Annotated in this window: 9 protein-coding genes and 2 pseudogenes; 6 read left to right on the top strand and 5 right to left on the bottom strand. The window is 58.3% G+C overall.

Features of this window, described 5'->3' with window-relative positions; genetic code table 11:
- The 4 genes and pseudogenes from OHD62_RS31145 to OHD62_RS31160 form a co-directional block, all read right to left on the bottom strand.
- A pseudogene (locus OHD62_RS31145) lies at positions 1–301 on the bottom strand (peptidyl-prolyl cis-trans isomerase); the annotation flags it as partial.
- 444 nt (positions 302–745) lie between these two features.
- Complete coding sequence (locus OHD62_RS31150; RefSeq protein ID WP_263790961.1) at positions 746–1,177, bottom strand: hypothetical protein; 432 nt, start codon at positions 1,175–1,177, stop codon at positions 746–748.
- A 236-nt stretch (positions 1,178–1,413) separates the two neighbouring features.
- Positions 1,414–1,653 (bottom strand): annotated as a pseudogene (locus tag OHD62_RS31155) (hypothetical protein); the annotation flags it as partial.
- 105 nt (positions 1,654–1,758) lie between these two features.
- Positions 1,759–2,067 carry a hypothetical protein gene (locus tag OHD62_RS31160; RefSeq protein WP_263790962.1) on the bottom strand — a complete coding sequence of 103 codons (309 nt, stop codon included), beginning with the start codon at positions 2,065–2,067 and terminating at the stop codon, positions 1,759–1,761.
- 124 nt (positions 2,068–2,191) lie between these two features.
- Between OHD62_RS31160 and OHD62_RS31165 the strand changes: the two genes are divergently transcribed.
- The 6 genes from OHD62_RS31165 to OHD62_RS31190 all read left to right on the top strand — a co-directional run bounded on the left by OHD62_RS31165 (position 2,192) and on the right by OHD62_RS31190 (position 11,621).
- Positions 2,192–3,907, top strand: a complete 1,716-nt coding sequence (locus tag OHD62_RS31165; RefSeq protein ID WP_263790964.1) for a hypothetical protein — start codon at positions 2,192–2,194, stop codon at positions 3,905–3,907.
- Between the two features lie 615 nt (positions 3,908–4,522).
- Positions 4,523–7,684 (top strand): ATP-binding protein, encoded by a 3,162-nt coding sequence (locus tag OHD62_RS31170; protein ID WP_263790966.1) that lies wholly within the window; start codon positions 4,523–4,525, stop codon positions 7,682–7,684.
- 30 nt (positions 7,685–7,714) lie between these two features.
- The gene (locus tag OHD62_RS31175) at positions 7,715–8,872 is read left to right on the top strand and encodes a YcaO-like family protein (RefSeq protein ID WP_263790969.1); all 1,158 of its coding nucleotides are present in this window, start codon (positions 7,715–7,717) and stop codon (positions 8,870–8,872) included.
- A 4-nt stretch (positions 8,873–8,876) separates the two neighbouring features.
- On the top strand, positions 8,877–9,605 hold the full coding sequence (locus OHD62_RS31180; protein ID WP_263790971.1) for a TfuA-like protein: 729 nt from the start codon (positions 8,877–8,879) through the stop codon (positions 9,603–9,605).
- A gap of 58 nt (positions 9,606–9,663) precedes the next feature.
- Positions 9,664–10,869, top strand: coding sequence for a hypothetical protein (locus OHD62_RS31185; RefSeq protein WP_263807390.1), 1,206 nt, complete (start codon positions 9,664–9,666; stop codon positions 10,867–10,869).
- Between the two features lie 44 nt (positions 10,870–10,913).
- A complete protein-coding gene (locus OHD62_RS31190; protein WP_263790975.1) occupies positions 10,914–11,621 on the top strand; it encodes a hypothetical protein in 708 nt (235 codons plus the stop codon).
- Between the two features lie 259 nt (positions 11,622–11,880).
- On the opposite strand, the gene OHD62_RS31195 is transcribed toward OHD62_RS31190, so the two are convergent.
- Positions 11,881–13,311 (bottom strand): basic amino acid/polyamine antiporter, encoded by a 1,431-nt coding sequence (locus OHD62_RS31195; protein ID WP_263790977.1) that lies wholly within the window; start codon positions 13,309–13,311, stop codon positions 11,881–11,883.
- Between the last annotated feature and the right edge of the window lie 130 nt (positions 13,312–13,441).

Genomic DNA, 13,441 nt, shown 5'->3' on the forward strand with positions numbered 1-13,441 from the left:
TTTGCGCCAGGCGGCGGCGGATGATGGTGTCGTCCTTCTCGAGGCCCATCTCCTGCGCTTCGCGCGCCAGCAGTTTCTCGTTCAGCAGATCCCCAACAAGCCCCTTGAGTTCATCGGCGCTTGGCTCGCGCAGCCATTGGCTCGACCAGGTCTGTTTGAGCCAGCGCACGTCGCCTTCGCCGATCCGGACCGGCTCGGCGGCAGCGGTTTCGACATGCCTGTTGTTCAGCCAGGAATAGCCGCCAAACAGGATCGCACCGACGACAGCAAAATGCAGCAGAGGTTCCCTGAGCAGCGTCATATGATTTTCCCGCGCCCCGCTGTTGCATCCGTGGTTCGGCCTGGACGGCAGCACCTCTCATCAGACAGCTGCTACTCGGGCATTGCCAAATGCCGCGTTGCCTTCGACAATTACTTCCTGCACTCCTTGTGGATGGTACGTCCCAAAGGGCTGGGGGCGGAATGTAAGTTACGTGGGCAAGCATGTAACAGCGCTACAACAAAGCCGCTGCCGAGCTGCGAGAAGCCGCGCCAGAATTTGCGGTGAGCATCGATTACCCGCCAATCGCCTCCTCAGGCGAGGGTCGGCTCAGGCATCAGCTGGGCCATCTTCCTGAGATTCTGTGCAGCGGCTGCGAGGTAGAACCCGTCGCGCGTAGTCGCAGCCGATTGAGCGTCATGTCGCGGGTCGAGCATGGAATCCAGCGCAATGACGCGATGTGCCACAAGCCGACGTGACGTTATCTTACTCGTCAAGTGCCCCCGGTCGACCGGTTTGTCCGCCGAGTTCGCTCGGAATGCCACGTAGAAGCAGACCACCCCAGACGGCAAGAATTGCGTGAAATGCAACCGTGGGCCAAAGCATGACGCCGGTCATCTTCAGGACTGCACCCGCGTACATGAGGAGAATTGACGCGGCCGTATTGTAAATCAGAACGCCGATAAGCAATCCGAATAGTGAATGATTTAACTTGTCTTTCCTCGCCATCCAGCTTGCGACACCTATAGCAAGCAGCGCAGCGCCCGCAATGCGGCCGACAAAAAAAACTTCGACCGTGGCGCTTTCCAATCCAAGCAGGAGTGCAAATGCAACGGAGGGCAGCAAAAGAAGACCGAGACCTGTCGACGCTTCGACCGCCGCAATTACGATCAGGAATAGCTTTCGTGTCGCGTTCATTTGTTGAGTTTGTCCATCGCTGGGCTCGCCGATTGATGCTGGCAGTATCCGAGCGCACGAAACGCGACCGGTCGTTGCTTGGACGATCGTGTCGCCCAGCGCCGACTTGTTGTCGATCAGGTCTGGCCGGCAGCCATCCGCGCCCCAATCAGTTGACCTGCACCACACTGTTGTTCGTTGATGCAGATTTAGGATCTAAAAACGCATGACCAGTCCCATGATCGGTCCTTCTTCAGGATGTCGCTGAAATTCGCATCAACGTCGATGGAGGGCAGACCGAACTGCGCCACTTCCCCCGACATCCCAGCCGCCCAGAAATACGGCGCAACGGAGAACGTCCACCCTTGTTCGGTGACCACCGGCTTCAGGTCCGGCGTCACTGGTGAGACCGCATCCGCGGCTCCAGCGGGATGGGTAAGCCAAAGGAAGGAAAGAACGGCACAACCCAGGGCTGGTGTCCGATAGAAAGTCATCATGTCAGGGTCCCCTCCTGAGTTCGGCCACCATATGCGGATTTGTTGATCTGGGAAACGGGAGTGTTGGTATGTTTCCCGCACTTTCGGCCCGGCACTCATGGCTGTTCATCGTGGCGGCCATGGGTTGATACCCGATTTGCGGGCGGCATCGGTATTCAGCACTGCTGCTCCTACCTCTCCAACCAAGCGATCCACCAGTTCCTGCCATTCGGCTCGTCTGGCTTCGCGCAATGCCAGCGGGGCCTCGTCGACCTTCGAAAGCGCAAACTCTGCATCGGCGAGTTCCTCGCAAATGTCGCGAAAGCTCTCATTTCGATCCATCAGCCGATGGATCGTCAATTCAAACTGGGGGTATCGGCGTACTGCCGCCGAGACCGCTCGGTGTCTGTCAGACGATCCGTCTTTTGTGTTCATGACGCCAGTTCATCGACCTGATGCAATCGTATTGCAAAGAGACGGCAGCAGAAGGTAAGTTACGTGGATAAGCATGTAACCGCACGACAACAAAAACCGCGGTTGCAAGGGACCAAGGGAGGACATGGCGATCCAGGCGGAAACGCCGGCATCAGGGGAGCATGAGCTCCCCATCGAGGCTTGTCGCGCCCAACTTGCCCTTATCCTCGACAGTACGGACTTCGATGCCACCGGCCGCGAGCGCCGCTTCCTCAGCCATGTGGTGGAAGAGGCATTGTCGGGACGCGGCGACCGTATCAAGGCCTATTCCATCGCAGTCGAAGTATTCGGCCGCGGCGAGTCATTTGACCCGCAGACGGATCCGATCGTTCGCATCGAGGCTGGCCACCTCAGGCGTGCGCTCGAGCGCTATTATCTGACGGCCGGACATACAGACCCAATCCTGATCACGATTCCAAAGGGGGGGTATGTCCCTATCTTCCTGCTTCGTTCGCAAGCTTCGTTGCCGCTACCGCGGGTGGCCGTTGTTCCTCAACAAATCACCCACCATCCGGTCCGATGGATAGCGTTCCTCCTGCCGGTGATGCTTGCAGCCATTCTCGCGGCTGGAGCGTCGGTATTGGCGTGGTCGTGGACGTCTGTCAGGTCAAGCGCGCCAGAAACGCCCCGTGTGCTTGTTGAGCCGTTTGACGATCTGACCGGCACCGCCGCGGCGGCAGCCATTGCAAGCGGATTGAAGCAGGAAATTGTCAGCCAACTTTCGAAGTTCAAGGATATCGTGGTCATGGAGTCGGCGCCTGAGGACGACGATGCGTCGACCTCGCCACCACGATTTGCCCTTGCCGGAAGCGTCAGCCTGTCGGTCGATACCTTTCTGCTTCGGGTCAGATTGATCAACCGAGCCAACGGTTCGGTTCTGTGGGCAGACAACTATGATGGCCGGATGAACGTCACGGAACTTGTCGAGGCCCAGTCGGACATCGCGCGGAAAGTATCGACGAACTTGGCTCAAGCCTATGGCGTCATCTTCCAGGCGGATGCCAATCTCCATGTCGACAATCCGCCCGACGATTGGGTGGCATATTCGTGCACCTTGTCCTTCTATGCATATCGCGTCGACCTCAGCCCAGAAACCCGTGCATCCGTGCGTACGTGCCTCGAGAAGGCCGTACAGCGCTTCCCGAATTACGCCACCGCCTGGGGTCTTCTTTCACTTGTCTACATCGATGACTATCGGTTCGAATTTCCAAACGACCCCAAATTGTCCGCCACCACGCTCGAGCGCGCCCTGGCAGCCGCAAGGCAGGCGGTGGAAGTCGACCCACTCAATGTACGAGGGCTTCAGGGAGAAATGCTTGCGCTCTATTTCAGCAAGGAAATCAATCTGGCATTGGGAGTGGGCAAACGGGGTTTGGCCATCAATCCCAACGATACCGAGTTCATGGGTGAATACGGACAGCGCCTGGCGGTCTCCGGAAATTGGCGTGACGGCTGCGCGTTGATAACGGAGGCACGCCAAAAAAATCCGCGGTCGTTGGGCTACTATGAGGTGGAACTGGCTCTTTGCTCTTATTTCAGCGGCGATTATCCGCAGGCGGTCATGTGGATCAAGAAATCGCCGGTTCGATCGAACCCGATCTACCATATTGTCGCGGCTGCCATTCTGGGCGAAGGAGGTTACAAGATCGAGGCTGATCGCGAGCGCGCCTGGCTGGAGCAACATCAACCGGCTTGGGTGCACAACATGCGCCAGGTGGTTACGATGCGCCTAGCCCGTTCGCAAGACGTCGAATTTTTCATCCGTTCACTGAGGAAAGCCGGCTTCGACGTGGCGGACTGACCGCCTTGGCGTCACGACGGGCTTGAGGAGACCACAGGGTGGCACTGCTCGATGACGCGACATGTATGTTTTCGCTATCACCGAAAAAGCGAGACGGACTTCCAGCTCGGAGTTCGTGCTCTCCGAAGATCCAAGTGGTCCAAAGCCGTCGCGCACCGTCTCCTGCATTCTCAGATTGTTCACAAACCGCGGCGATACCCGGAAATGCCGCGCCGCCAGGTACGTTTTGGCCGTGCAAGGCATGGACCGAGTCGTACGGTTGATGATGCGCAAGCCGCTGCCTGGCGAACCGCGTGGCGAACCACCTTATAACCAGTTGAAAAATAACGATAATGGTGGGCCAGCATCGTAGGCGCTGGCCGCCGCCTAGACGATCCGACCGCGGCCTGATCGACTCGATGCGCCGTGCTCCTCAGCTTGGATGATCGAGGGCGCATAATGGCGAGCCACGAGGATGAGAGACTCATCCTGCTTTCGGCAATCTCGTGAGATTAGGCGATCAAGGAGCAGGTCCGAAATATCGCTTATGATGAGATGTGGGTCGTCCGAGCGCTCTGGTGAATATTAGCGCATTTGATAGTATCGCTCCCACTCCGCCGGCCAAGGCACCGTAGCATGTCGGAAAAGCCTCAAGTCGAGCCTCCAGTCGTGTCCCTTGCCAAGGGCGTTCTGAGCAAGGACGACAGTGGTGAGTCCGACGTTCGCAGCGAGCGGCGCGTTATGACAGCTCTCTGTTATGATCTGGTCGGATCAACCGGCCTGCTCGCAGTTCTGGATATCGAGGACTATGAAGAACTGATGTCGGCCTTTCGGCGTGAGGCAAGACAGGCAATCTCATCGTACTCGGGCGTTATCGTGAGCGAGGCCGGCGACGGCGGTGTCGCACTTTTTCCAGCAGAGATGGAGGCAAAGGACGCGGCTTCGCAAGCGATCCGGGCAGGACTCGAAATCATTGAAGCGTGCAAGCGGGTCGGGCTGGAGAAAGACCATACGGACCTGCATGTTCGGGTCGGGATTGCTACATCCATGATCCTCGTTCACGGGGACGGCGGTGACCCGGCGCATGCCAGCGTCACGGGCCCTGCTTTGGCCATGGCGACGCGGCTCCAGGCTATGGCTCAGCAGGATGCAGTATTGGTGTCCGATGAGACCCGAAATCTGGCGCGGCGGTCCCACGTTTTCAGTTTTCGTGGCATTCACGTTATTAAGGGTTTCGCGGAGCCGGAGCGGACTTGGCGTGCCATCAGTCACAAGCGGGACGTTGACCGCTTCTTCGCCTTCGGGCGCTTGAACAATACGTTTATAGGCCGTGGGGACGAACTGGCCACCATCACCGCATGTTGGCATGATGCCGTCGCCGGCAAGGGCGGCGTCATTTTAGTTCAGGGTGAGGCCGGTATCGGCAAGTCCCGCCTGCTTTATGAAGTCCGCAAGAGGACACGCTTTCAACGGGCAAAATTGCTGCTTTTTCAATGTCAGCCCGGCGGTTCCCACTCGGCCCTTTATCCTCTGCTGCAAAATGTTCGGAGTGACCTGGCTGGCAAAGAGGGTCGGCTGGAGACTTCAGACGTAGCGGAGGTCTTCGCGAATCAAAACGTTCACGATGACGAAGTGGTCGACATCTTCTCGTTTCTGCTTGGGGCTGAAGGATCGAGTCCCGCTCTGAAGGAGGCTGATCTCAAGGTCATCCGGGAGAAAGCCACCTGGGCAGTTCGTAGAAGCATCGAAGCCATATGCGAACGCGGACCACTCATCCTGGTGGTCGAAGACATACATTGGATCGACCTCACGTCGGGGCAATTGCTGGCGGAACTTGCACTCTTCATTCATCGGATGCCCGTGCTTCTCATAATGACCGCGCGACCTGGATCTGAGACTTATTCAGGGTTCCGGGACTTGCCACATATTACTCTGAAGCCGCTCGATCGCGAGGAAACGCGACAGGCAATCATGGCCATGCGGCCGGAAATCGGGTCAGCCGCGCATTCGGAACTCATTAGCATGGTGGAAGAGGTAACCGGGGGCGTACCTCTTTTCATCGAGGAAATCTGCCAATGGATCGCCGAGAATGCAGCCTCCATAACGGATCGCCTTGCGCCAGCCGGCTCATCAAGCCGAATATCGGTGTTTGAAGGCATCCTTGAAGCCAGGCTGGAAGCCTTAGGCCCTGCAAAGGATGTGGCGCGAGCGGCCGCCGTCGCCGGCAATCGTTTCAATCTGGAATTGCTCCGGAAGCTGTTGCCGCAATACAGTGACGAGACGATCGGGAATGCACTGGACACCCTCATCGAGGCGGGATTCCTGATCCGGGTCAGGCCTTCCGGCGAGCCCGACTATGGATTTCGTCACGCCCTGATCCGGGAGACAATCTACAACGCATTGCTGCGGAGGAGACGGCAGGCCCTCCATCAGTCGCTTTTCTCCGCTGTCGGCCGCGACCGAAATCTGGCGCCGTGGCTGGACACGGCTGAACTGGCAGAACATGCTGAACGCGCTGGCCTTATCGAGGAAGCGATCGATCAGTTCATCGCAGCCGGGCGGGAAAGTTACGTCCGCTCTGCAATGGCCGAAGCGAGACAGATTCTCGACCATGCCATGACCCTTTGCCAGCGCGTGAGAACGCCGGACAAGCAGGATGTTTTGCGCCTCGCCGCGATGATGCCGCTCGGGCCGATACTTACAGCCACGGAAGGTCCAAACTCGCTGCCGGCACGCAAACTTTACGAGGACGGGGTAGAGATCGCCAGGCGGCGGCCACTCGCCGAGCGTGCGAAGTGGTTTCCGATCTACTGGGGTTGGTGGTTCACCGGTCCCACCATCGACGGGGAACGCGCACGGACCGTCCTCGCCGACCTGAGGGATGTCGACGACCCCGAAGTGCAGTTTCAGGCCAGACACTGCGTTTGGGCAATCGAATTCAATCTTGGGCATCACACGAACTGCATCGCGGCGGTCGACGAAGGACTTGCGCTCTATGGGACGGGCCAAAGGCCAGGGAATGCCACTCTGTTCGGCGGCCACGACGCCAGGGTCTGCGGCCTGTCGCATAGGGGTCTCTCTCAATGGTTTACCGGCCGGGCCGCAAGCGCAGTCCGGTCGTTGGCCGAAGCCAGGCGCTGGGCAATGCAAACGGCGCATGTTGGTAGTATCGCCCATGTCTATATCAACGAAGCGATGCTTGATTGCTATCGCCGCGATTTCTCGGCGCTGCGAGGCGTCATCGCCGATATCCGCGAATTGACGAAGCGACACCATCTGCCCTCCCTTGCCGCCTTGGCGCAAATTCTCGAAGGCTGGTGCGAAGGAAATGCTGCTCGGGTAGAGCAAGGCAGGGACCAGATCAGGGAGGGTCTCGCGATCCACGGCGAACTCCAGACGCCGGAAGACTATCCTGTCTACTACGGCATGCTGGCGGAGCTTCTGGCCCGGACAGGCGAGACTGACGAGGCCCTTGCGCTTGTCTCTTCCGCGGCTGCGGAAGCCGAAGCAGGTGGCAGTCTTTCTTGGCTCGCCGAACTCTATCGGCGAAAGGCCCATCTCCTTCTACTTACAGGTTCCTCAGGCACGGATGTCGTTGCCGCGCTCTCCAAAAGCCTGGCTACTGCCGATGAGCAAAACGCGGTGCCAATCCTGCTCAATGCATACGAGATGCTCAGGACATGGGGCGTATCAGAGGACCTATCCCGGCAGTACCGCAGTCGCGTCAGCCTGGCGGAATCAGCCGTCGAGCAAGGCGCGGCGCTGTTCGTCAATCCAGAACCGAGCCTGCGCCACTAGCCCGCGCGGCGGGGAGATCAGGGAGCCTCCATGCTGGAACGATACGAGCGCTCGGGTCCTCCGCCGCGCGAAGCACTCATGCGGCTAATGACGATGCGCGAGCTCTTGGGCATCACACGGATTGCAGACATTACAGGTCTCGACGTGCTCGACATACCCGTGGTTCAGGCGGTCAGGCCTTTCTCCCTTTTAAATTCCGTTTCGCAAGGCAAGGGGCCGACCAGAACCGAAGCCGCGGTATCGGCCATTCTCGAGGCCGCAGAGTCCTACTTTGCCGAGCGCTTGGCGCACTACGACCCCATCGCGGCCTCCGCAGACTCCCTGAATATTCCGCCTGAAAGATTCGAAGCCCATCTCCAGCCTGGTGTCGACCCGGGCTGGCGCAGCAGGGAGATAGCTTGGATTCATGCCGAGAATATCCTCAAGGGCGGTCTGCAGGATTGGGTCCCATTCGAGCTTGTACACACTGCCTACGTGTTCCCGCCGCGGCCCCACGAGGAAATCTTCGCTTCATCGACGTCCGGCCTGGCGGCCTCCTTCGAGGAAACGGACTCTATCCTGCACGGGATAATGGAATGCATCGAGCGCGACGCACTCACGCGGGCGGAGCGAACCCATGGCTTTTTCCAGCGCCGTCGAATTGACCCGAGAACGATCGACGATCCAACAGTTGCGAGCCTTCTCGAAAGCCTGGAAGCCAAAGGCCTGCTGGTGGGGCTTTGGCACGCCCCCTCACCGCTGGGACTACCGGTGATCTGGTGCCATCTCATGGAGGATCGGCCGCGGGAAACTGCAATTCTTCACCATCCGGCAGAGGGCTCGGCTGCAGGTTTCGATGCCGCGTCCGCGATCGTTCACGCAATCTACGAGGCGGCGCAGTCGCGACTGACGGCGATCTCCGGCGCCCGTGATGACCTGACGCGTGCGTCCTATCCAAAATATCCCGATTGGCAAAAAATTGCGGCGCACCGACGCCTCCTGTCCGACGGCCCTCGCGACGTACATTTCCATGCGATTGCCGGGCAGAATTACACCAGCGCGGGAAATAGGATGTCCGCTCTTCTCGCACAGATCGAGGGCGCAGGAATCGATACAGTGTACATGATTCAGCTCGATACGAGACCGCTCGGCGACCTGTCGGTCGTCAGGATCGTCATACCGGCCTTAACGCCGCTGTTGCATGGCTAGGCAAATGCGCCCCAAGCTGGTCTTTGCCGGTCCCACCCTGTCACAGGGCGAAGTGCTGGAAGTGGTGGAGGCGATCTGCCTTCCGCCGGCTGTGCAGGGTTCGATCATTGTGGCTGTGCAGCATTTTGATCCGAGTGCGATAGTCATCATCGACGGCGGCTTTCAGTCGGAGCCGGCGGTCAGGCACAAGGAAATCCTTTGGGCAATAGCGAAAGGTGTTCCGGTAATAGGCGCAGCGAGCATGGGGGCTCTTCGAGCTGCGGAACTCTTTCCATACATGCAGGGAGTGGGGCTCATCTACCGGTGGTATCGTCGTTTTGCGTTTGCGCCTGACGATGCAGTGGCCGTGCTGCACGGACCATGGGAGGTAAACTCCACGCCCATAACCCACGCGCTGATCGATCTTCGCATGACGGTTCGCAGGGCCTGCCGTCGAGGCATCATTTCGGCTGAATACAGAACCAGCCTGGAGCGCGCCGCGCGAGCTCTCAATTTTCGCGAGCGCACGCTCGCCCGCATGGTCGATGACGCCTTGTCATGCGAAGGTGATCTCGTTGTCGAGAAATATCAGGAAATCCTCGCCGCAGCTTTCGTTCAGCAAAAGAAGCAGGATGCGCGCGATGCCCTCCGGCTATTGCATCACGGTTTATTCAAGGAGCCCGCACCCCTGCCGGATTTTCAATTGACGGCGGCTTTCTCAAGGGATCTCGACGAAGCCGGGTTAGAGATTTGAAAGCATCAGGGCGAGAATTCTCAATCTCAATTTACAATACATGAGATTTTGCTAATGTATGAAAATGAGAGGGGCTGAGCTACTAGGGACGCTCGATCGATCCAACGACCAGAGTCGCTCCGTCGGCACGCGCTTCCTGCTATTTCCCCAGGTGCCCCACCTTGCCGACTACGGCACACCCGAGACCGTCTGGATATCGACCCCGCCGGGCCGGTTAGGCCCCGGTCCGGAGGACCATCGCATCTATGTCCGCGATCCGCTCCTCGACAAGGAACCTTACGAGTATCCCTATCTGCCGCCCTTCGTTGGCGAGGTCTTCCCGCCGGCGGAACCCGCCTACGACGGTCACTTCGACCAGATTTCATTGAATTCACGTCAGTTCCTGGCGGCACACGCCTTCGGGGCAGCCAGCCGGGTCCTGGACATCTGGGAAAGCTACCTTGGGCGGCCGATTACCTGGTATTTCGCCGAAACCTATGAGCGGCTGGAGATCATTCCGTGGGTCGACTGGAACAACGCCCAGTCTGGCTACGGTTATCTGGAACTCGGCGCGGACAGGGCGCCCGACGGTCAGAATTATCCCTATGCCCTCAACTTCGATACGATTGCGCATGAGGTCGGCCATGCGATTCTGTTTTCCCTTTTTGGGGTGCCGGCAAATGGCTTGAAGACCGGCGACTTCGCGTCGTTCCATGAGGCGAGCGCCGACATAACGTCGCTTCTGTCCTTCCTGCACTTCGACAGCGGTCTCGACCGGCTGCTGCGCCACTGCAACGGCAACCTCCTCGTCCTGAACGAGCTCAACCGCATTGCCGAACTGATCGGCGACCGGCAGATTCGCCTTGCCAGCAATTCGCGCCGCATGTCTGAAGTCTCCGACGAGATCCATGACAGGTCGCGGCCCTTCACGGGGGCGGTATTCGATACGATCGTAGACACCTACCACGCGAATCTCGTGGGTGATGGACTAGCCGACGAGCGGCTTCTCGATATCGACATCAGGGATATCGACGAGGCCACCATGCACCGCATCTCGGATTTCACGGCGCTGGCCTTCCGTGCCAGGCCGTTCCTGTTCAAGAGCGCGCTTACCCGGGCGCGTGACGATGTGGCGCTGACCCTTGCCCAGGCTTGGCCCAGCCTCGACGCAGACGATCTGACATTTGAGAATGCCGCGATGGCCGTTGCCGAAGCCGGCAGCCGCATCGCGCCGACGCTGGGCGCTAAGTTCGAGGAAAACTTCAGGTGGCGAGAAATTTCATGAACTGAAATTTCATGAACTGAATTGTCAAAGCGAGGAGGACCAACATGAGCGACTGTCATCACCGGCCCACGCTGACTTTCCCAGGTGGTGCTTATAATGCGACGCAGGTTAGACTTTATGGAATAATTCAAAACACATGGGTTCTTAGCACCAGCGAGCCAAAGAAATCCAGGGTTATTGGCGGAAGTGTTGTGGTGAAAACAACGCTTGAAGCCACCCACCCACTTAGCAATGAAGCCGACGCAGAGGTGAAAAGACTAAGAAAGGGAAAGATGGTCGAAGAGGAGATATATAGAAGTCTACTAAATAAGTATAAAAATGATTTGGACGTGAGGCTTCCAATAGGATATTTAAGTGAAATTTTGATAGATACCAAACAGGCATTTGGAGACGTTTCGATAAGATCTTTCCAGCTGAGTAAAAAAGACGAGCTTTCGTGTGGAATTATTGTAGGGTACTCATATGAGGGCCATTGCTATGATCTTCCGAAGCCGAAGATCATGCTTCTTCCGACAGTTCCGCGTCCGATACCGACAGATGATTGCGGATATACGGAAAGGTATGACTCAAAGTCCGGGGACAAGTATGTGCTCTGGATCGTAGACAAACTCGATGAGTGTGTTGAATTTGAAATGAACCAGGGCTTTATCGAACAGCTTGTTCTCGAGGCCAACCTTCCCGGTAAACGTTCGCCGACCATGTACGCGGCCAGGCAGGCGCTTGGGCACCGCAGTGGCAGGCTGACCGAGTAGTGATAGATCCTGCTACTTCGCGGCCCGTCGAGGGGTTGTGTCAGCCGGCCCGAGCTTGGTGCGGTCGCAAACGATAATTTCGCGGAGCTTGGGGCGTCGAGTTGGCCGCGGCGCTGCCCAATCAACTTCGGGCTTGGCACCCGGGCTCGGTCCGGGTCGCTTGGCTGCAATTGTAGGAGGCGACGGGTTCGTCTTCGAGCTCGACGAAGCATCTCTTTACGAGCGCCTTCGACGGTCGAATATCCCGGTCCTCCCGACGCTAGATAGCGATCTGGCCCGTTGCGACGCCGTAGATCCCGAAAAGGCAGCCGGCTGCTGCGGCCGCAAAGACAATCCATTCCGCGCCGACCAACACCGGCTTGTTCTGCTCCCGTCTGACCTGAACAAAAAGTAAGGTGCCGGGTGCGTAGAGGATGGACGACAGCAAGAGGAATTTCAGGCCGCCTGCGTAGATCATGAACGCGGCATAGAGCGTTGCGGTACCGGCAACGATCAGGTCGCGAGATCGCTCCTGCGGTCTGGTGTCGTAAGTCTCATGGCGCACCGCGAGAAGGAGGCCGTATGCTGCAACGAGCAAGTAAGGAACCAGGATCATGGCGCTGCTCAGCTTCACCATCAGCGCGAATGCGTCTTCCGAGAAAAGAGTGCTGATCAGAAACAACTGAATCACGATATTGGTCAGCCAAAGGGCGGCGGCTGGCACTTTGTGGCGGTTCTCGCTTGCAAAAATCTTTGGCATGTCTCCGCTCTTTGCGGCTGCGAACAACACCTCCACGCAGATCAGTGACCAGGCCAGATAGGCCCCGAGCACCGAAACAATCAGTCCGATGCTGACGAAAATTCCTCCCCACGGTCCGACAAGGGACTCCAGCACGGATGCCATGGATGGCTGTCTCATAGCCGCGATTTCCGTCCGCGCGAGTACGGCGTAGGGCAGCAGCGTAACCAGGACCAGCAGGCACAACACGCCGACGAAACCCAAGATAGTAGCGGCGCCGACGTCCGAGCGTTTTTGTGCGTAGCGGGAATAGACGCTTGCGCCCTCGATTCCGATGAAAACAAATACGGTGATCAGCATGGTCGCGCGGATTTGCTGAAAGAGACTGCCCGCCGATGCGGGCTCTGCGTCCCAGAGGTTCGCGACGAAAAGGTCGGCGTTGAACGCGCTGATCAGAACCACAATGAAGGTAAGGATCGGAACAATTTTTGCGGCGGTGACAACGGTGTTTATGACGGCGGCCTCGCTGATACCCCGCAGGATCGTGAAATGGAACAGCCAGAGGCCGAGCGAAGAGACCAGGACAGCGGGAACCGTGTCGCCATTGCCGAAAAAGGGGAAGAAAGCGCCAAGCGTCGACTTGATCAGGACCCAGTAAGAGACGTCGGCGATACAGGCGACCAGCCAGTACCCAAAGGCAGAGAGAAACCCGGCATAATCACCGAAGCCGGCTTTCGCGTAGGCAAAGATGCCGGCATCGAGTTCGGGCTTGCGCTCCGCGAGCGCCTGAAAGACTCGGGCCAACATATACATCCCGGTCCCGGCGATACACCAGGCGATGATTGCGCCGACCGGTCCGGTGGCGTTGCCGAAGGTGCGAGGCAACGAAAATATGCCGGCCCCGATCATCGATCCGACAACCATCGCCGTCAGCGCGACGAGAGAGAGCTTCTGCGAGGTCTGGGACGCCATGGCCGCATCTCGAGTCGGTCGTCAACTGCACAAGCGAAATCCGTCCGCCAAGACGATCCGGCAGGTCGCTGCACTGGATGCTGCATCGGAGAAAGTCACAAGTCCAGCAGATGTAACTCCGCCGCCGCGA

Origin of the sequence: Mesorhizobium sp. YC-39, from assembly GCF_025753795.1 — a bacterium.
Taxonomy (GTDB): Bacteria; Pseudomonadota; Alphaproteobacteria; order Rhizobiales; family Rhizobiaceae; genus Mesorhizobium.

Bases quoted from the DNA above. Each gene is read 5' to 3' on its own strand.
- OHD62_RS31150 (WP_263790961.1), bottom strand. From the start codon at position 1,177: ATGAACGCGACACGAAAGCTATTCCTGATCGTAATTGCGGCGGTCGAA.
- OHD62_RS31195 (WP_263790977.1), bottom strand. From the start codon at position 13,311: ATGGCGTCCCAGACCTCGCAGAAGCTCTCTCTCGTCGCGCTGACGGCG.
- OHD62_RS31160 (WP_263790962.1), bottom strand. From the start codon at position 2,067: ATGAACACAAAAGACGGATCGTCTGACAGACACCGAGCGGTCTCGGCG.
- OHD62_RS31170 (WP_263790966.1), top strand. From the start codon at position 4,523: ATGTCGGAAAAGCCTCAAGTCGAGCCTCCAGTCGTGTCCCTTGCCAAG.
- OHD62_RS31175 (WP_263790969.1), top strand. From the start codon at position 7,715: ATGCTGGAACGATACGAGCGCTCGGGTCCTCCGCCGCGCGAAGCACTC.
- OHD62_RS31190 (WP_263790975.1), top strand. From the start codon at position 10,914: ATGAGCGACTGTCATCACCGGCCCACGCTGACTTTCCCAGGTGGTGCT.
- OHD62_RS31165 (WP_263790964.1), top strand. From the start codon at position 2,192: ATGGCGATCCAGGCGGAAACGCCGGCATCAGGGGAGCATGAGCTCCCC.
- OHD62_RS31180 (WP_263790971.1), top strand. From the start codon at position 8,877: ATGCGCCCCAAGCTGGTCTTTGCCGGTCCCACCCTGTCACAGGGCGAA.
- OHD62_RS31185 (WP_263807390.1), top strand. From the start codon at position 9,664: ATGAAAATGAGAGGGGCTGAGCTACTAGGGACGCTCGATCGATCCAAC.